Genomic DNA, 18840 nt, shown 5'->3' with positions numbered 1-18840 from the left:
AAATCCTTGGTGTCAGAGCAGCGGCTCGGGCGCATTGCCGGGCTGGCCGGGGTATTGGTTGATCGGACTGACGGGCGCATCGGCGTCCCGCTTTTTCTCGTCCTGCTCTTGCTTCATGCGGGCTTCGTCCTGGTCCAGGCGCAGGTCGGTCTTTTCGTCGGCGACGGAGTCCGGGGTGTTGATCTGGTAGGGCTGCAGGTCGGGCTGCTTGTCGCCTTCCCATCGCACGAGTCGGTCGTTTTCGAACCAGACGGTGAACTTGCGCTCCTGCGCGTCGCCGTAGCCGGGTTTGAAGTAATACGGGTAGTCCCAGCGGTTGGCGTGCAGCACGCTGGTGAGCGTGGGACTGCCAAGGGCGAAGCGGACTTGCTCGCGGGTCATGCCGGGCTGAAGCAGCGCAACCTGCTCCTGCGTGATCCAGTTGCCCTGCTGGACGGGGGCTTTGTACGGGAAGCCCCATTTGGTCGAGGTGCAGCCGGCCAGGGCAACGGCCAGGGCGGCGATGGCCAAACTGGTCTTCAGCGTGCGGGAGGGAATACGTGCAAACATGGACACTACGCGCCCCTATTATTTGGAAGCAAGCAAAACCGTTATCATAAAGGTTTCATAAGGATAGTTCCGCGTGGCGGCATGAATTCGGCGAGCCGTCTTGCGGTGACCCCTGTCCTTGCCCATGCCAACGCGGACGGAGAGCGATTACACCATGAGCGACCAAAGCGAACTGAAAAACATGGGTTTGAAGGCGACTTTTCCTCGCCTGAAGATTCTTGATATTTTCCGCAAATCCGGTGAGCGTCACCTGAGCGCCGAAGACGTCTATCGCGCCCTGATCGGCGAAAACGTCGAAATCGGCCTGGCAACCGTTTACCGCGTGCTGACGCAGTTCGAGCAGGCCGGCATCCTGGCGCGCAGCCAGTTCGACAGCGGCAAGGCCGTTTTCGAGCTGAACGACGGCGACCACCATGATCACCTGATCTGCACCAACTGCGGCAAGGTCGTCGAGTTCTCGGATCCCGAGATCGAAAAGCGCCAGCAGAAGATTGCCAAGGACAACGCCTTTGCGCTGGAAAGCCACGCAATGGTGCTGTATGGCATTTGCGGAAGCTGCCTGAAGGGTCGTTGAACCCGGATCGGCAAGCGGGAGGCCGGGCCCTCGGACCACGGCCCCGCCAAGCGCAAAAGCCCCTTCATTGAGAAGGGGCTTTTTGTTGTCCGTAGACGGGCGGACCAGGGCGGGTGCAGTTTCCTGGGCGGGCGCGGCTTAAGAGGCCGCCTGTCCGAAACCTTCCAGCATTTCGCGCGCATGTTCGCGCGTGGTGGCGGTGAGCGTCATGCCGCCCAGCATCCGCGCGATCTCTTCGACGCGGGCGGACGGGTCCAGTTCTTCGATGCTGGAACGCGTGGTGCCGCGCGACTCGGTCTTGCTGACCAGGAACTGGTTGTTGGCGCACGCCGCGACCTGGGGCAGGTGGGTGACGCACAGCACCTGATGGCGCTCGCCCAGTTCACGCAGCAGCTTGCCGACGGCTTCGGCGACCGCGCCGCCCACGCCGCTGTCGACTTCGTCGAAGATCAGCGTCGGGACGCGCGCCGCACGGCTGGCGATGACCGACAACGCGAGCGAAATCCGCGACAGTTCGCCGCCTGACGCCACCTTGGCCAGCGGGCGCGGCGTGGTGCCGGCATGGCCGGCCACCAGGAATTCAACCTGTTCGCTGCCATGCGCGGAAGGGGCGGACGGCGCAAGGGTGGGCTCGAAGCGGCCACCCTGCATCGCCAGCGTCTGCATGGCCTGCGTGACCTGCTTGCCGAGGTCCTTGGCGATCTTGCGGCGCGCCGTGCTGAGCTTGGCGGCGGCCGTGTCGTACTGCGCCTGTGCCGCGGCCGCCTGGGCGCGCAGGGCGTCGATGTCCCCGGCGGCCTGCAGGGCGGCAAGTTCCGAATGCAGGGATTCGCGCAGGTCGCACAGCGCGTCGGGTTCGACGCGGAACTTGCGGGCGGTTTCGAAGACGAGTCCCAGCCGCGCTTCCACGTCGGCGAGCCGCTTCGGGTCCAGTTCGACGCGGCTGACGTAGTTGTTCAGGTCCGACACGGCCTCGCTGATGGCGATGCGGGCCGATTCAAGTTCGTCCTGGACGCCCTTCAGACCGGGATCGTGCCGCAGCATCTGCTGGATGCGCTGGTTGGCCGCCGTCAGGCGGTGATGGGCGGAGTCGCCTTCGCCATCGAGCGCTTCGAGGATCTGCGAAGCGCCGTCGAGCAGCGACTGCGAGTGGGAAAGCCGCGTGTGTTCGGACTGCAGGGCTTCCCATTCGTCCGGCCCGAGGTTCAGTTGGTCGAGTTCATCGACCTGCCATTGCAGGCGCTCGCGTTCAGAGGCCAGGCTTTCGGCGTCTTTCTCTGCGGATTCCAGTTGCCGCGCCAAAGCGCGCCACTGCTTCCAGGCCTGACCCACGGCGTGGCGAAGCTCGGCATGGCCGCCGTGGGCGTCCAGCAGGTCGCGTTGGGCGTCGGGGCGCATCAGGCTCTGGTGCGCGTGCTGTCCGTGGATGTCGACCAGGCTGTCGCCGAGTTCGCGCAATTGTGCGACGGTGGCGGGGGTGCCGTTGATATAGGCGCGGCTGCGGCCCTGCGCGTCGATGACGCGGCGCAGCGAGAGTTCTTCGTCGGCGTCGATTTCGCGCTCGGCCAGCCAGGCATGCAGCGCCTTGGGCGTGTCGAAGACCGCCGTGATGTCGGCACGGGCCGCGCCTTCGCGCAGCATGCTGGCGTCGCCGCGTTCGCCCAGCGTGAGCGCCAGCGCATCCACCAGGATGGATTTGCCCGCGCCGGTTTCGCCGGAAAAGACGGTGAAGCCGGGACCGAAGTGGATCTCGGTCTGTTCGACGATGACGAAGTCTCGGATGTGCAGGGTGCGCAGCATGGGGGGCGCCAACTACTCTACGTTGTCGGAGGCTTCGGGCATCAGGTTCCAGTGCAGCTTGCGGCGCAGGGTGGAGAAGAAGCTGTAGCCTTCGGGATGCACGAAGCGGATGGTATAGGGCGCGCGCTGCACGACGATGCGGTCGCCCGGTTGCAGGTCGGACCAGGTCTGCATGTCGAAGTGCACGCTGGCGCCGACTTCGACGCGGCCCATGGCCGTGAGGGTCATGTTCAGCACGCCCGTGTCCGGGATGACGATGGGGCGGTTCGACAGTGTTTGCGGCGCCACCGGCACCAGCACCAGGGCGTTCATGCCGGGGTGCAGGATGGGCCCGTTGGCCGACAGCGCATAGGCGGTGGACCCGGTGGGGGTGGCGATGATCAGGCCGTCGGCGCGCTGCGTGTACATGAAGGCGCCGTCCAGCTCGACCCGCACCTCGATCATGCCGCCGCGTCCCGCGCGATTCAGGACCACGTCGTTCAGGGCCGATGCGGAATACATTTTTTGGTCGCCGCGCCAGACGCTGCCTTCAAGCAGCATGCGGTCTTCGATCTGGAAGCTGCCTTCCAGCACGCGGGCAAGCGCGGCGTGCGCGTCCTGCAGGGCGATGTCGGTGATGAAGCCCAGCCGCCCGTGGTTGATGCCCACCAACGGCATGCCGTAAGGCGCGAGGTGGCGGCTGGCGCCCAGCACCGTGCCGTCGCCGCCCATCACGACGGCGAGCGAGGCGGTCTTGCCGATTTCTTCGAGCGTGGCGATGGGGTATTCGGTCAGCCCGGTGTTGCGCGCCGTGTCCGCGTCGATCAGCACCTGCCGGCCCGCCTGCGTCAGCGCGTGCGCAAGCGCTCTCAGCGGTGTATCCAGGCCAGTGTCCTGGTATCTGCCGATCAGGGCGACGATAGGAAAATGCATGGCTGCGTCAAAAGTGAGAAGGGCGAAACCGGAAAGCCGAATCCAGCCCGAAATGAGCCGGTTAGCCGATTATATGGGGCCGTATATCGGGTTGCGGGACAAAAATCGCCTCAATTGGAAAAGATTCCCTAAAATAGCCGTTATGGATGACCGCGCACGCGCATTACTGAAAGCGTTGATAGAACGCTACATCGCCGATGGGCAGCCAGTCGGCTCGCGGACGCTATCTAAAGTCTTCGATTTGTCCCCGGCCACCATCCGCAACGTCATGGCGGACCTGGAAGAGCTGGGGCTGATCCATAGTCCGCACACCTCGGCCGGCCGCGTACCCACGCCGCGCGGCTACCGCATGTTCGTCGATTCGCTGCTGTCGGTGCAGTCGTACCAGCTGCAGCCGCACAACATGGGCGAAATGCTCTCGGCGGCCGAGCCCACCCGCGCCGTCAACGCGGCCGCGGCGCTGCTGTCGAACCTGACCCAGTTCGCGGGCGTGGTGCTCACGCCCAAGCGCGCGCAGGTCTTTCGCCAGATCGAATTCATCCGCCTGTCGGACAAGCGCGTCCTGCTCATCATCGTGACGCCCGACGGCGACGTCCAGAACCGCATTCTTTTCGTGCAGCGCGATTACTCCGAATCCGAGCTGCTCGAGGCCGGCAACTTCTTCAACATGCATTTCGCCGGCAAGTCCTTCAATGCCGTCCGGCAGACGCTGTCGACCGAACTGGCCCAACTGCGCGAAGACATCTCGCGCCTGATGCAGGCCGCCGTCGAGGCCAGCGCCGAAGCCGCCGAAGACGGCGATGCCGTGGTCATTTCCGGCGAACGCAAGCTGCTGGACGTGACCGACATCGCGTCCGACATGGACCGGTTGCGCAAGATGTTCTCGCTGTTCGAGAAAAAGACCGATCTGCTGCAGTTGCTGGACGTGTCCAGCCGGGCGCAGGGCGTGCAGATCTACATTGGCGGCGATTCGCAGCTTGTGCCCATGGAAGACGTCTCCGTCATCACCGCCCCATACGGCGTGGATGGCAAGGTGGTGGGCACCCTGGGCGTGATCGGCCCGACCCGCATGGCCTACGAACGCGTCATTCCCATCGTGGACATCACGGCGCGTTTGCTGTCCAACGCCCTCAGCCACAATCAGTAGTTCCATTCAAAGCTACATCCTCCTTGCGGAGGAACGGGAGTTTTTGTGTTTCTTCGCCTGTTCAAGTATCTCTGGCCTGAGCGCTACCTTCCTGAACCGCAGCAAGAAGACCCCTTCAACGAAGATCCGCCGCCGCGCGTGCCGGGCAAGGTCGGCGTGCTGCTGGTGAACCTGGGCACGCCGGACACCCCGACGGCCAAGGACATCCGCAAGTACCTCGGTGAATTTCTTTCCGATCCCCGCGTCATCGAGATCCCGCGCTACCTCTGGAAGCCCATCCTGCACGGCATCGTGCTGGTCCGCCGTCCCAAGCGGCTGGAGCCGCGCTACGCCGGCATCTGGATGCAGGAGGGCTCGCCCCTGATGGTCTACAGCAAGCGGCAGGCGGACGGCGTGCGCGCCGCTTTGCACGCCGCGGGCGTGGACGCCGTGGTCGAACTGGGCATGCGCTACGGCAATCCCTCCATTCCCGATGCCATCTCGAACCTGCGCAAGCAGGGCTGCGAAAGCATCCTCACCGTGCCGCTGTATCCGCAGTACGCCGCCAGCACCACCGCCACGGTGGTCGATGCGGTCACCCGCCATGCGGGCAGGCTGCGCGACCAGCCCGAGATGCGCTTCATCAAGCGCTTCCACGACGATCCGGCCTACCTGGACCCGCTGGCCGCGCGCATCGAGCGATACTGGCTGGAGCAAGGCAAGCCCCAGAAGCTGGTCATGAGTTTTCACGGGCTGCCGCGCTACTCGATCGAGCTTGGCGACCCCTACTACCGCGATTGCCTGGAGACGGCCCGGCTCCTGACGCAACGCCTGTCCCTGCCGCGCGACCAGATCGAAGTGACGTTCCAGAGCCGGTTCGGCACCGCCCGCTGGCTGGAGCCCTACACCGAGCCGACGCTCAAGGCGCTGGCCGCCTCGGGCGTCACCGAGGTCGATGTGGTGTGTCCGGGATTTGTGGCAGACTGTCTTGAAACCCTGGAAGAAATCAGCCTGGAATGCCGGGACGCCTTCCTCGAAGCCGGGGGCAGGCAGTTCCGTTACATTCCGGCCATCAACGACGACGAAGCCTGGATCGCGGGGCTGTCCGGACTGGTGGCACGGCACTTGCAGGGGTGGGTACCAGGCACCACGGACTTGAAGGAGAAGGCGCATGCAGCATGATCCCAAGACTGGAAAGTCGACGAAAAAGGGGAGCGTAAGCACCCCGGTCGATGAAGACCACATCGAACACGAGCTGGACGAAGCCCTGGCCGACACCTTTCCGGCCAGCGACCCGGTCGCGATTCCCTCCAATCCGGATGCGGACGACAAGCGTGTCGACCGCGCATTGAAGGAAAGTTTTCCGGCCAGCGACCCCGTCGCGCCGGCGCAGCCCAGCAAGAAGTAAGCGGTTCGAGACCCAGGGCGGTCCGTTCGCGCGGCGCCCTGACCGCCGCCGTGTGGGAATTTTTCACTTACCCGGGCTTGAAATAGGGGTATTGGCCCCCATTCATGTCTGCGAAAGCCATTCTTTTTGGAGGATTCCCCATGACGGCACCCCACGAGCCTGCTGAGCAGGCGCCCGAAGTCGGCCAGAGCGCCGACGCGGCACCCGCCGCCCAGGACGCTACGCAGGCCGAGCTGAACGAGTTGCGCGCCCAACTGGACGCCGCCCAGGCTACCGTCAACGAGCAGCACGACCAGCTTCTGCGTGTGCAGGCCGAAGCCGAGAACGTGCGCCGCCGCGCCCAGGAAGAAGTGTCCAAGGCGCGCAAGTTCGGCATCGAATCGTTCGCCGAAAGCCTGGTCCCGGTCAAGGACAGCCTGGAAGCCGCGCTGGCCCAGCCTGACCAGACGGTCGACACGCTGCGCGAAGGCGTCGAAGTCACCCTCAAGCAGCTTGCCGCCGCCTTCGAGCGCAACCTGCTCAAGGAAATCGCGCCGGCGCAGGGCGACAAGTTCGATCCGCACCAGCACCAGGCCATTTCGTCCATTCCCAACGAGCAGCCCGCCAACACGGTGGTGCAATTGCTGCAGAAGGGCTACGTGATTGCCGACCGTACCCTGCGCCCGGCGCTGGTGGTCGTGTCGGCCGGCCAGGGCTGATTGGTTTCTCCGCCATGACGGACCCCCGCTTCGATCCGGCGCAGGTATTCCAGGTGTTCGGCATGCGTCATGTCGACACGGCCGGATTCGATGCGGCGGTCGTGCAGGCGCCCGGCTCGGACCTGCGCTGCGTGTTCCTGTGGGGGCAGGACTGCTACAACTGCAACCTGTTCAAGCAGGCCGCGCTGCTGCACCAGGAAACGCTGCTGGGCCTGGGCCTCACCTGGTTCGAGGCCGACGTCTATGCGGATGAACCGCTGGGCCGGCGCTTTTCGTTGCATGGCGTCCCCACTTTTGTGCTTTACCGGTCCGGGAAACGGCTGGGGCGCATCACCGGCTGGCCCGGATTGCCCCAGTTCACGGCGGCGATCCACCGCCTGCAGGAACCGGGCGCGGAAATTTCCCGCCCGGCGTCTTGAAAAACCCCTCGGGCAACCCCAGTTATGGGGGGACAAGCAGTTTTCCCCAAATTTTCATAGATTTAATAATCAAGGTAACCCACCATGAGCAAGATTATTGGCATTGACCTGGGAACGACCAACAGCTGCGTGGCTGTCATGGACGGCGGGCAGGTCAAGATCATCGAAAACGCGGAAGGCGCTCGCACCACTCCCTCCATCGTTGCCTACATGGATGACGGCGAGACCCTGGTCGGCGCGCCGGCCAAGCGCCAGGCCGTGACCAACCCGCGCAACACCCTGTATGCGGTGAAGCGCCTGATCGGCCGCAAGTTCGAAGAAAAGGCGGTGCAGAAGGACATCAACCTGATGCCCTACGCCATCGTCAAGGCCGACAACGGCGACGCCTGGGTGGAAGTGCGCGGCAAGAAGATGGCGCCTCCCCAAGTGTCGGCCGACGTGCTGCGCAAGATGAAGAAGACCGCCGAGGACTACCTGGGCGAAGAAGTGACCGAGGCCGTCATCACCGTGCCCGCCTACTTCAACGACAGCCAGCGCCAGGCCACCAAGGACGCCGGCCGCATCGCGGGCCTGGAAGTCAAGCGCATCATCAACGAACCCACCGCCGCGGCGCTGGCGTTCGGCCTGGACAAGACCGAAAAGGGCGACCGCAAGATCGCCGTCTATGACCTGGGCGGCGGCACGTTCGACGTGTCCATCATCGAAATCGCCGACGTGGACGGTGAAAAGCAGTTCGAAGTGCTGTCGACCAACGGCGACACCTTCCTGGGCGGCGAAGACTTCGACCAGCGCATCATCGACTACATCATTGCCGAGTTCAAGAAGGAACAAGGCGTCGACCTGTCCAAGGACGTGCTGGCCCTGCAGCGCCTGAAGGAAGCCGCCGAAAAGGCCAAGATCGAGCTGTCCTCCGCGCAGCAGACCGAAATCAACCTGCCGTACATCACGGCGGATGCCTCCGGTCCCAAGCACCTGAACCTGAAGATCACGCGCGCCAAGCTGGAAGCGCTTGTCGAAGAACTGATCGAACGCACGATCGAGCCCTGCCGTGTCGCCATCAAGGACGCCGGCGTGAAGGTTTCCGACATCGACGACGTGATCCTGGTCGGCGGCATGACCCGCATGCCCAAGGTCCAGGAAAAGGTGAAGGAATTCTTCGGCAAGGATCCGCGCAAGGACGTGAACCCCGATGAAGCCGTCGCCGCGGGCGCCGCCATCCAGGGCTCCGTGCTGTCGGGTGACCGCAAGGACGTGCTGCTGCTGGACGTGACGCCGCTGTCGCTGGGTATCGAAACCCTGGGCGGCGTGATGACCAAGATGATCCAGAAGAACACCACGATCCCGACCCGGTTCTCGCAGACGTTCTCCACTGCCGACGACAACCAGCCGGCCGTGACCATCAAGGTGTTCCAGGGCGAACGTGAAATCGCCGCGGGCAACAAGGCCCTGGGCGAGTTCAACCTCGAAGGCATTCCGCCGTCGCCGCGCGGCATGCCGCAGATCGAAGTCACGTTCGACATCGACGCCAACGGCATCCTGCACGTGTCCGCCAAGGACAAGGGCACCGGCAAGGAAAACAAGATCACCATCAAGGCCAACTCGGGTCTGTCGGAAGACGAGATCCAGCGCATGGTCAAGGATGCCGAGGCCAACGCCGAGGAAGATCACCGCATTGCCGAGCTGGCCCAGTCGCGCAACCAGGCCGATGCCTTGGTGCACGCCACCCGCAAGTCGCTGACCGAGTACGGCGACAAGCTCGAAGCTTCCGAGAAGGAAAGCATCGAAGCCGCGATCAAGGACCTGGAAGACACGCTGAAGGAAGGCGACAAGGCCGCGATCGACGCCAAGGTCGAAGCGCTGTCCACGGCATCGCAGAAGCTGGGCGAGAAGATGTACGCCGACATGCAGGCGCAACAGGCCGCTGGCCAGCAGCAGGCCGCCGACAACGCGAAGCCGGTGGACGACAACGTCGTCGACGCCGACTTCAAGGAAGTCAAGCGCGACCAATAATGGCCGGGCGCTGACCTGCCTCTGCCGCCCGGTAGCCGGAGAAATCCGTCTACCGGGCGAACTCATTCTGTAGCACTGAAAAGAAGGCTCGATTTTTGAGCCCACGGATCATGGCAAAACGCGACTATTACGACGTCCTGGGTGTGGCAAAGAATGCCTCGGACGACGATCTCAAGAAGGCCTATCGAAAGCTGGCCATGAAATACCATCCGGACCGCAATCCGGACAGCAAAGAAGCCGAAGAGAAGTTCAAGGAAGCCAAGGAAGCCTACGAGGTCCTGGGCGATGAACAAAAGCGCGCCGCGTACGACCGCTACGGTCATGCGGGCGTGGACCCCAACGCCGCCGGCATGGGCGGCGCGGGCATGGGCGGCGGCTTCGCCGACGCATTCGGCGACATCTTCGGCGAAATTTTCGGCGGCGGCGGCGGACGTCGCGGCGGCGGCCCGCAGGTCTACCGCGGCGCCGACCTCAAGTACGCGCTGGAAATCTCCCTGGAACAGGCCGCAGCCGGCTTCGACACCGAGATCCGCGTTCCCAGCTGGGAAAACTGCGACACCTGCCACGGTTCCGGCGCCAAGCCCGGCACCTCGCCCAAGACCTGCCGCACCTGCGGCGGTTCCGGCGCCGTGCGCATGCAGCAGGGCTTTTTCAGCGTCCAGCAGACCTGCCCCACCTGCCACGGCAACGGCAAGGAAATTACCGATCCGTGCCAGGCCTGCGACGGCGTCGGCCGCATCCGCCGCAACAAGACCCTGCAGGTCAAGATCCCGGCCGGTATCGACGACGGCATGCGCATCCGCTCCAGCGGCAACGGCGAACCTGGCATCAATGGCGGTCCTCCGGGCGACCTGTATGTGGAAATCCACATCAAGCAGCACAAGATCTTCCAGCGCGACGGCGACGATCTGCACTGCGAACTGACCATCCCGTTCACCACGGCGGCGCTGGGCGGCGAGCTCCAGGTCCCCACGCTGGGCGGCAAGGCCGAAATCTCCATCCCCGAAGGCACGCAATCCGGCAAGACCTTCCGCCTGCGCGGCAAGGGCATCCGCGGCGTGCGCGGCAGCTACCCGGGCGACCTGTACTGCCACGTCGTGGTCGAAACGCCGGTGCGCCTGAGCGACGACCAGAAGAGCATCCTGCGCCAGTTCGAAGCGTCGCTGAACGACGGCGGCGACCGCCACTCGCCGCAGAGCAAATCCTGGACGGACCGCGTGAAGGAATTCTTCAGCTGATCGCGCTGCCGATCAGCGCAAAAAAGCCGCGACGTTCGTCGCGGCTTTTTTTTCGGGCAGGCGTGCCTGGCGCGCTACGGATGGGATTGCGGGATCCCGTAGAACGGCGAGCCGCTTAGCGGGTGGCGGGCGGGTAGTCGAGCTCGCCGAAGGTGTATTCGCCGTTGACTTTGGCTTGTTGAAGCTGGGCGCGCACGTCCTGTTCGGTCAGGCTGGAGGTGTGAGGCTGCGCCGCGGGATAATCCAGCTCGCCGAAAGCGTATTGGCCGCTGAGCTTGGCTTCTTGCAGTTCGGCTGCGACCTGGGCGCGGGATTTGGATTGTTCATCGCCAGCTGCGTGAGCGCCGGCACTTGCCAGGGCCAGGGAAAAAAACAGCGTCGTGGCCAGTATTTTCATAAGTGAGACCTCCAGATTGTTTTAAATGAGACCGAGCCCGGCGGCCTTCTGTCGTGGTCCATCTGTTGATTCCGATGGCCAGGCGCTGGACGCCAAAATCTCGGCAAAGACCCGCACGGGATGAAATCACCTCCCACGTTTGCGAAAAATCGAAGGGTTTCGAAAATTTGCAATGCAGAATTACGAAGCCAAGGCGCCCTCCACCAGCAAAGCGACGCTCAATCCTGAAGCGGGCGCTAAATCAGCACGCAGTGCCCCCCTTGACGCAGGCTCTCCATCAAGCGCGCAGCGGCCTCCCCCTGACGCGACTCATTGCGTAAGCGCTGCCAGGCCGCCCGCGCGGCCGACGCAGCGCGGGCCACGCAAGATCTTCCTGCCAGCTCAAAACGCCAAGAAGAACGCCAAGAAAACCACCCGTCCCAGCGCTCGAGGCCATTCAACAACGCAAGCCTGGTGTGGCCGTGCCCCCCAGCGCGCGGGGCGTCGATAAGCCCAACGGAATCCGAAGGAATCGCCGCAGGCGATGACGAGGATGAGGCAGGGGAAGTCCGAAGCGAAGGCTCCGGACCGCAATCGTGGCCCCGCGCGCTGGGGGGCGCGGCCGCGCCGGGCGGCTAAAGAACCCGCGCTCGCCCCAGCCACTCATGCACACAAAAAAGGGACCGCGGCTCGCGCCCCGGTCCCTCCGCTACTGCAACTGCAACTGCTACTGCTACTGCTGACTACAACTACCAACTGCATCACAGCAACTTCAACTTCAACTTCAACTACTACTACTACTACTACTACTACTACTACTACTACTACTACTACTACTACTACTACTACTACTACTACTACTACTACTACTACTACTACTACTACTACTACTACTACTACTACTACTACTACTTCAACCGCCGCTGTACGCCGAAAATACCGGCCTCAGGCCATGATGCCACCCGAGGCCGGCCGGGCTACAGCAAGCAGCTCACCGGCTGATCGGCGGGTACTCGAGCTCGCCGAACGTGTATTGACCGCTGGCCTTCGCTTGCGCCAGCTCCGCCTGGACATCGGCGCGCGACTTGGCGCTGCCGGTCGCCGCGGCGACGGGGGGGTATTCCAGTTCACCGAAGGTGTATTGGCCGCTGACCTTGGCTTGCTGCAACTGAGCCTGCACTTCCTGCGCGCTCAGGCTGGTCGTCTGGGGCAGGGCGGGCGGATAGTCCAGCTCGCCGAACGTGTATTGGCCGCTCGCCTTCGCTTGTTGCAACTCGGTCGCCACCTGGGCGCGGCTCTTCGCTTGTTCGACGCCTGCGGCTTGCGCGCCGGCTCCGGCCAGGGCCAGGGATAGGAAAAGGGTAGTGGCTAGGGTTTTCATGGTGAGACCTCCAATTCGTCATTAGGTGGGACCGAATCCGGCGGCACTCCGTCGTGGTTCGTTTGCTGTTCCCGATGACTGAATTGTGCGCGTCATCCCACCTGGGATAAACCCTGATTCCTTGAAAACATCTTTCCAAATAACCGAGTAATCGGATTTGGATGCCGAAATTCACCCATTATTGGCATGGTCATGACCCCTGCCGCCCATGACAGGCGCCTTTTCCACCCCTCATCATGCAAAAAAACCCCTGCCGAAGCAGGGGTTTATCCAGCAGCCAAGCCGGCCCGTATCAGGGCTTGGCGGGCTTCTTGAAGTCGCCCGCGAGCGCCGTGCTGAATCCTTCCGGACGCAGATACTTGCGCAGCGCCGAATTCACGGATTCCGGCGTCAAGGCGGCAATCTTCTTGTCCATCTCCGCGGACCAGGCAAACGTGCGGCCCCTATCCAGATAGTCCACCCACGTGCTCGCCAGCACATCGTCCTGGGCGCGCGCCAGATTGCGATAGTTCAGCAGCGCCGTGATGCCTTCCGTGATTTCCTTGTCCGAAAAGCCATCCTTCAGCGCCCGCGCCAGTTCCTCGTTGACCGCCTTCTCCAGGCGTTCACGATTCTGCGGCGCATAGATGGCATAGATGCTCCAGCTGGCCGACGGCTCGAACGACGACACCGACAGCGAACTGCGCACGTTGTAGGACAGGCCCTCCGTCTCGCGCACCCGGTTCCACAGGCGTGACGTCTCCGAGGCGCCGAACAGGTAATTGGCCAGATACAGCGCCGCGTAATCCGCGTCCGTGTCCTGCAGCTTCAGCGGCAGGCGCGACAGATAGAACGCATTGGCCTTGTCCGGCGTATTGATGTCGAACTGCTTGGGCGGCACGTCGCGGTACGGATTGGGCACACGGGTGTAGGCCGGCGCCTTCTTCCAGCCGGCAAGGCCCGTGCTGAGGGCCTTTTCGACGGCCTGCGGCTCGAAATCGCCCACGGCGGAAAACTCGATGTCCCCCGCGCCATAGAACTGGGCATGGAACTTGGCCAGCGCCTCGCGGTTCAGCGCGCGCACGCCCGCCAGCGACTCCTCGAAGGTGGGCACATAGCGCAGGTCGTCGGCAGGCCACGGATTGTCGTGGCGGGCCAGGGTGCGGCCAGCCAGGGCCGAGGGTTCGGTCATGGCGTTCTGGATCGACGTTTCAAGCTGGCGCTGGTATTCCTCGACCTGTTCCTTCGGGAAGCTGGCGTTGCGGATGATCTCCAGGGCCAGCGCCGTCAGTTCCGGCAGGTTCTCGCCCTTGGTCGACATCGCCACCTTGAGCGTCGTGCCGCCGCCGCTGAACCCCAGCTCGGCCTGCAGCTTGTCCAGCTGGTCCTGGATGTCCTGGCGCGACAGCTTGTCCGTGCCGCGCAGCAGCAGATCGGCCGCCGCGCTCGAATTCACGCGCTGGCCCAGCAGGTCCTTCTCGTTGCCGAACTGGATCAGCATCTGCGCCTGCACGCGGCTGCCGCGCGTCGCCTTGGGCAGCAGCGCCAGCTTCACCGGGCCATTGGGCAGTTCCAGCGTCTTGCGCTGGGTGAGCTTGTCGATGTTTTCCGGCGAGGGATCGAACGCCGAAGCGGCCTTGAAATCCGGATCGCCCTTGTAGTCCTTGAACACCGCGCTCAGGTCCACGCGCTGGGTCTGCGGCGCGCGCTCGGGCTTTTCCGTGGGGATGTAGCGGCCCTCGACGCGGTTGCTCTGCACCAGATAGGTCGTCGCGGCCTTTTGCACCTCGGCCAGCGTCGCCTGGCGCGCGCGGTCGCGCTGCAGGAAGAAGAGACGCCAGTCGCCCGCGGCGATGGCCTCGGACAGCGCCACGCCCACCTGTTCGGGATCGCTGTACGTCTGCTCCCAGGCGGTCAGCCACTTGCTGCGCGCGCGGTCCAGCTCCTGCTGCGTGAAGGGCTTCTTGTCCAGGGACTCCAGCGTGCCCGTCAGCGCCTTCATCGCCGCGTCCAGGTCCTTGCCTGGCGTCAGTTGGGCGGCGAACATCGCCAGCCCCGGGTCCAGGTTTTCCATCGTGAAACCGAACACGCCCGAGGCCAGCTTGGTCGGGACCAGCGCATGGTAAAGGCGGCCCGACGGCGTGTCGGACAGGATCGTGGTGGCCAGGTCGAACGGCACGAAATCAGGGCTGGCGCCCGCCGGGATGTGGTACATCGCCGCCACCAGCGGCGTGCCGCCCGTGCGGCGCAGCGTCACCGAGCGCTCGCCGTCCTGCACCGGTTCCACCGTGTACTCGGGCGGCAGCTTGCGGTCGGGCTTGGGCAGCTTGCCCAGCGTGGCCTCGATGTCCGCCAGCGTCGTCTGCGGATCGAACTTGCCCGCCACGATCAGCACGGCGTTATCGGGCTGGTAGTACTCGTGATAGAAGGCGCGGAGCTGGCCGATGTCCACGTTCTCGACGTCGGAACGCGCGCCGATCGTGTTCTTGCCGTAGCTGTGCCACTGGAACGCCGCCGCCTGCATCTTCTGCATCAGGATGCGGAACGGATTGTTCTCGCCGCTTTCCATTTCGTTGCGGACCACGGTCATTTCCGAGTCCAGGTCTTCCTTGGCGATCAGCGAATTGACCATCGCGTCGGCCTGCCAGCCCAGATACCACTTCAGCGTCTCGGGATTGGCCGCGAAGCTGGCGAAATAATTGGTGCGGTCGCTGGAGGTCGAGCCGTTGGCCTGCAGGCCGCGGCGCGAGAACTCGCCCATGGCGTTGCGGGTGGTCGAGGTGCCCTTGAACAGCATGTGCTCCAGCAGGTGCGCCATGCCGGTCTGGCCGTAGTTCTCATTGCGCGAGCCCACCAGGTACGTCATGTTGACCGTGGTGGACGGCTTGGATTCGTCGGGCACCAGCAGCACCCGCAGGCCATTGGCCAGCCGATATTCGGTAATGCCTTCGATCGAGGCGGCCTCCGTGACGCCTGCCGGCAGGCTGGCGGCCCCGGCCTGGAAGGCCAGGAAGGAGGAAAACAGCAGCACGCCCAATGGGCGTGGCAGCTTCGACAGGGACAAGCGCATGGCGGATCATTCCTTTGGCATGGCAGAATCCGTTGGAGTGTATACGTTGGCAATGGTTCAGGCGGGCATGCCGGCCGCCCTGGACGCGGCGCGCCGGCGCCGGCCGCAATCTGAGGAAGCCCCTATGTCCCTGACCGTGGAAGTCGAAACGTCGCGCCTTGTGCTGCGGCAATGGCGGGCCGCCGACCGCAAGCCGTTTGCCGCGCTCAACGGCGATCCGCAGGTGACGCAGTTTCTGCTGCCTCTCACGGCGCAGGAGAGCGATGCCCTGGCCGACCGGCTGGCGGCGGGCATCGACGAGCACGGCTGGGGGTTCTGGGCGGTGGAAGCGCCGGGCGTGGCGCCCTTCATCGGCTTCGTGGGCATCAAGCCCCTGGCGAGCAGCCTGCCGTTCGGGCCGGGTGTGGAGATCGGCTGGCGCCTCGCCCAGCCATTTTGGGGACGGGGCTACGCCAGCGAGGCGGCCGACGCGGCGCTGCGCGTGGGCTTCGAACAGGTCGGGGCGGATGAAATCGTCGCGTTCACGGCCACCGGCAACCAGCGGTCCCGTGCGGTGATGGACCGCCTGGGCATGACGGCCGACGCCGGCAGCTTCGACCATCCCGCCGTCCCGGCCGGACATCCGCTGCGCGCGCATGTCCTGTACCGCATTGCCCGAGCCAGCTGGCGCCGCCAGCAGGACGGCGACTTCGCCCGCGACGGCGAGGTATTCCCGGCCGCTTAAGGGGCGCCGGGGGGGGGGCACCGGGGGTGGCACCGGGCTGCGCCAAGCCGCGCCAACTGTCATGCTGCGATGCAGCAGGCCCGTTTTCCCTGGGGATTTGAACCCGTCCGGCGCGCGGGTGTAAGCTCTTATGGACGAATTCGCTGTTGTTGACGGGATGCGCGACGGCCGTCTTACCGGCTTCCCGTCCAACGCCAGACGCCGCCGCAGCGCGGCGCCGGTGCTTGTCGTTCGCGCCTTCGCCGCCGGCATCCTGCCGGCGCATTCTACGGAGGAACGACCCATGCTGACCGAGCTCGTCACGCGTGCCTTGTCCCAATTGACCGGCAACGCCCTTAGCGGCGATGGCATCAAAGGACAGTTTCAATACGCATATGCCAGTGATGACGGCCAATACGTGGCCATATTGACCCATGACCTGACCACGTACGTGGTGGACTTGAATACGCAGCGGTATTTCGCGGAGTGTGGGGGATCGCCCCGCGGATTTGCCGGCCATGTGCTTGAAATGGAGGGCGCCTCCGCGCGCACCCATCCGTGGCCCGCCGCGCAGGATTTGTTCGACCTGGATATGGACGCCGATGAACTGGCCTGGCGGCAATGCCCAGGGTTGCGCCACACGGCGCAAAACGTCCAACGATCTGTGGAGAGCCGCGCCGCCTGAGAGTGGCCAGAAGCGGCAACACCTCCCTGAACCGGCGTCATCGCCGGTTTTTTTTTGCCTGTGGCGGCCGCGCCGCATTTTTGCCCTGAGCCGGGCGCGCCGTCCGCCGCACTGGCTAAAATCCCGGGCATGAACACGCCCGCCGAACTTCACGCCCCGCAAGGCACCGCACTGGTCGACTGCACGCACGCGCGCCATGCCGACCAGATCCTGGCCATCTTCAATGACGCCATTGCCACGTCCACCGCGCTCTACGACTACAAGCCGCGGCCCCGCGAGGCCATGCAGGGGTGGTTCCAGGCCAAGCAGCAGGGCGGCTTTCCGGTCGTGGGACTGGAGAACGAGGCCGGCGAACTGATGGCGTTCGCCAGCTACGGCACGTTCCGCGCGTGGCCCGCCTACAAGTATTCCGTCGAGCACTCGGTGTATGTGGATGCGCGCTTTCGGGGGCGCGGGCTGGGCGAAGCGCTGATGCGCGTACTGATCGAACGGGCGCGCGCCAATGGGGTGCATGTCCTGATCGGCGGCATCGACGCGTCCAACCAGGGGAGCATCCGGCTGCACGAAAAACTGGGCTTCGTGCACGCTGGCACCATTCGCGAGGCGGGCTTCAAGTTCGGGCGCTGGCTTGACCTGGCGTTCTATCAGCTCACGCTGGACACGCCGGAAAACCCGGTGGACGGCTGATCGGCCGAATCCGCGCAGGGCCCCGCTTTACTTGGACAGCATCCGCATCGCCTGCTCCAGGCCGGCGACCGTCACGGGATACATGCGGTCCTGCATGATGTCGCGCATCAGCGCGATGGACTGGCGGTACTGCCACGAGGCCGTGGGCTCGGGATTCAGCCAGACCGACTTGGGCCAGGCGTCCAGCAGCCGGCGCATCCATTCGGCGCCCGGCTCCTTGTTGTAGTGCTCGACGGACCCCCCGGGCTGCAGGATTTCGTAGGGGCTCATGGTGGCGTCGCCCACGATGATCAGGCGCCAGTCGGGGTTGTACTTGCGCAGCACGTCCCAGGTGTCGAAGCGCTCGCTCTGGCGGCGGCGGTTGCTTTGCCAAAGGCTTTCGTATGGACAGTTGTGGAAGTAGTACACCTCCAGGTTGCGGAACTCGCTGCGGGCCGCGGAGAACAGTTCTTCGACGCGGCCGATGTGGTCGTCCATGCTGCCGCCCACGTCCAGCAGCATCAGCACCTTGACCGTGTTGTGGCGCTCCGGGACCATGCGCAGGTCCAGGTGGCCGGCATTGCGCGCGGTGCTGGCGATGGTGTCGTCCAGGTCCAATTCCATGTCGGCGCCTTCGCGCGCGAAGCGGCGCAGCCGCCGCAGGGCCACCTTGAAGTTGCGCGTGCCCAGTTCCACCTGGTCGTCGTAGTCCTTGAACTGGCGCATGTCCCAGACCTTGACCGCCGTGCGGTTGCCGGCCGACGCGCCGCCGACGCGGATGCCTTCGGGGTGGTAGCCGCCGTTGCCGAAGGGCGAGGTGCCGCCGGTGCCGATCCATTTGCTGCCGCCCGCGTGGCGTTCCTTCTGCTCGTCCAGGCGCTCCTTGAAGAGCTCCATGAGCTTGTCCCAGCCGTGCTTTTGGATGGCGGCCTTGTCTTCGGGCGACAGGCTTTTTTCGAACTGCTTGATCAGCCAGTCGAGCGGGATCTCCTTGCCCGCCGGCAGCGCGGCCTCGATGCCCCGGTAATAGGCGCCAAACGCCTTGTCATAGCGGTCGTAGAGCGACTCGTCCTTGACCAGCGTGGCGCGCGCAAGAAAGTAGAACTCGTCCAGCGTGGGCGACATCAGGTCCTGGCGCAGGGCATCCACCAGCGTCAGGTATTCCTTGACCGAGACGGGCAGCTTGTGCGCCCTGAGGTGGTAGAAGAAGTCGATCAGCATGTGTGGGCCGCCCGTGGATGCCGGA

18 protein-coding genes are annotated in these 18840 nt (G+C 64.5%); 11 read left to right on the top strand and 7 right to left on the bottom strand.

Annotation, left to right across the window (positions count from 1 at the left end):
* Positions 1–12: 12 nt before the first annotated feature.
* Complete coding sequence (locus ACZ50Q_RS23380) at positions 13–549, bottom strand: outer membrane protein assembly factor BamE (protein ID WP_464079683.1); 537 nt, start codon at positions 547–549, stop codon at positions 13–15.
* 154 nt (positions 550–703) lie between these two features.
* On the opposite strand from ACZ50Q_RS23380, the gene fur reads away from it, so the two are divergent.
* Positions 704–1123 carry a ferric iron uptake transcriptional regulator gene (gene fur / locus ACZ50Q_RS23375; protein ID WP_056321269.1) on the top strand — a complete coding sequence of 140 codons (420 nt, stop codon included), beginning with the start codon at positions 704–706 and terminating at the stop codon, positions 1121–1123.
* A gap of 138 nt (positions 1124–1261) precedes the next feature.
* Here fur and recN read toward each other — a convergent pair whose 3' ends face one another.
* Together recN and ACZ50Q_RS23365 are read right to left on the bottom strand one after the other, a co-directional pair.
* On the bottom strand, positions 1262–2923 hold the full coding sequence (gene recN / locus ACZ50Q_RS23370; RefSeq protein ID WP_092581965.1) for a DNA repair protein RecN: 1662 nt from the start codon (positions 2921–2923) through the stop codon (positions 1262–1264).
* 12 nt (positions 2924–2935) lie between these two features.
* Positions 2936–3835 carry an NAD kinase gene (locus tag ACZ50Q_RS23365; RefSeq protein WP_076519078.1) on the bottom strand — a complete coding sequence of 300 codons (900 nt, stop codon included), beginning with the start codon at positions 3833–3835 and terminating at the stop codon, positions 2936–2938.
* A 142-nt stretch (positions 3836–3977) separates the two neighbouring features.
* On the opposite strand from ACZ50Q_RS23365, the gene hrcA reads away from it, so the two are divergent.
* The 7 genes from hrcA (at position 3978) to dnaJ (ending at position 10734) form a co-directional block, all read left to right on the top strand.
* Positions 3978–4982 (top strand): heat-inducible transcriptional repressor HrcA, encoded by a 1005-nt coding sequence (gene hrcA, locus ACZ50Q_RS23360; RefSeq protein WP_076519079.1) that lies wholly within the window; start codon positions 3978–3980, stop codon positions 4980–4982.
* Positions 4983–5027: 45 nt separating this feature from the next.
* On the top strand, positions 5028–6143 hold the full coding sequence (hemH, locus tag ACZ50Q_RS23355; protein ID WP_464079682.1) for a ferrochelatase: 1116 nt from the start codon (positions 5028–5030) through the stop codon (positions 6141–6143).
* Positions 6133–6369 (top strand): hypothetical protein, encoded by a 237-nt coding sequence (locus tag ACZ50Q_RS23350; RefSeq protein WP_092581967.1) that lies wholly within the window; start codon positions 6133–6135, stop codon positions 6367–6369. The genes hemH and ACZ50Q_RS23350 overlap by 11 nt, the downstream gene beginning before the upstream one ends.
* Positions 6370–6509: 140 nt before the next feature.
* Complete coding sequence (gene grpE / locus ACZ50Q_RS23345; protein WP_464079681.1) at positions 6510–7067, top strand: nucleotide exchange factor GrpE; 558 nt, start codon at positions 6510–6512, stop codon at positions 7065–7067.
* Between the two features lie 14 nt (positions 7068–7081).
* Entirely contained in the window at positions 7082–7486 is a 405-nt protein-coding gene (locus ACZ50Q_RS23340) for a thioredoxin family protein (RefSeq protein WP_076519083.1), read from the top strand.
* An 84-nt stretch (positions 7487–7570) separates the two neighbouring features.
* Positions 7571–9496, top strand: coding sequence for a molecular chaperone DnaK (gene dnaK, locus ACZ50Q_RS23335; RefSeq protein ID WP_076519084.1), 1926 nt, complete (start codon positions 7571–7573; stop codon positions 9494–9496).
* 110 nt (positions 9497–9606) lie between these two features.
* A complete protein-coding gene (dnaJ, locus tag ACZ50Q_RS23330) occupies positions 9607–10734 on the top strand; it encodes a molecular chaperone DnaJ (RefSeq protein WP_076519085.1) in 1128 nt (375 codons plus the stop codon).
* 115 nt (positions 10735–10849) lie between these two features.
* Here dnaJ and ACZ50Q_RS23325 read toward each other — a convergent pair whose 3' ends face one another.
* From ACZ50Q_RS23325 to ACZ50Q_RS23315, 3 genes are all read right to left on the bottom strand, one after another.
* On the bottom strand, positions 10850–11131 hold the full coding sequence (locus tag ACZ50Q_RS23325) for a DUF4148 domain-containing protein (RefSeq protein ID WP_076519086.1): 282 nt from the start codon (positions 11129–11131) through the stop codon (positions 10850–10852).
* A gap of 970 nt (positions 11132–12101) precedes the next feature.
* Positions 12102–12491, bottom strand: a complete 390-nt coding sequence (locus ACZ50Q_RS23320; protein WP_092582365.1) for a DUF4148 domain-containing protein — start codon at positions 12489–12491, stop codon at positions 12102–12104.
* A 292-nt stretch (positions 12492–12783) separates the two neighbouring features.
* Positions 12784–15540, bottom strand: coding sequence for a M16 family metallopeptidase (locus tag ACZ50Q_RS23315; RefSeq protein WP_464079680.1), 2757 nt, complete (start codon positions 15538–15540; stop codon positions 12784–12786).
* 124 nt (positions 15541–15664) lie between these two features.
* On the opposite strand from ACZ50Q_RS23315, the gene ACZ50Q_RS23310 reads away from it, so the two are divergent.
* The 3 genes from ACZ50Q_RS23310 to ACZ50Q_RS23300 all read left to right on the top strand — a co-directional run bounded on the left by ACZ50Q_RS23310 (position 15665) and on the right by ACZ50Q_RS23300 (position 17615).
* Entirely contained in the window at positions 15665–16264 is a 600-nt protein-coding gene (locus ACZ50Q_RS23310) for a GNAT family N-acetyltransferase (protein WP_464079679.1), read from the top strand.
* Between the two features lie 283 nt (positions 16265–16547).
* Positions 16548–16928 carry a hypothetical protein gene (locus ACZ50Q_RS23305; protein ID WP_076519091.1) on the top strand — a complete coding sequence of 127 codons (381 nt, stop codon included), beginning with the start codon at positions 16548–16550 and terminating at the stop codon, positions 16926–16928.
* Positions 16929–17057: 129 nt separating this feature from the next.
* On the top strand, positions 17058–17615 hold the full coding sequence (locus ACZ50Q_RS23300; protein WP_464079678.1) for an N-acetyltransferase family protein: 558 nt from the start codon (positions 17058–17060) through the stop codon (positions 17613–17615).
* 27 nt (positions 17616–17642) lie between these two features.
* Here ACZ50Q_RS23300 and ACZ50Q_RS23295 read toward each other — a convergent pair whose 3' ends face one another.
* Positions 17643–18815 (bottom strand): vWA domain-containing protein, encoded by a 1173-nt coding sequence (locus tag ACZ50Q_RS23295; protein WP_464079677.1) that lies wholly within the window; start codon positions 18813–18815, stop codon positions 17643–17645.
* Between the last annotated feature and the right edge of the window lie 25 nt (positions 18816–18840).

The sequence above is a fragment of the Achromobacter sp. T5-5 genome, from assembly GCF_055397965.1.
Note: the sequence above shows the minus strand (reverse complement) of the source record. Positions and strands in the feature narration are given on the sequence as shown.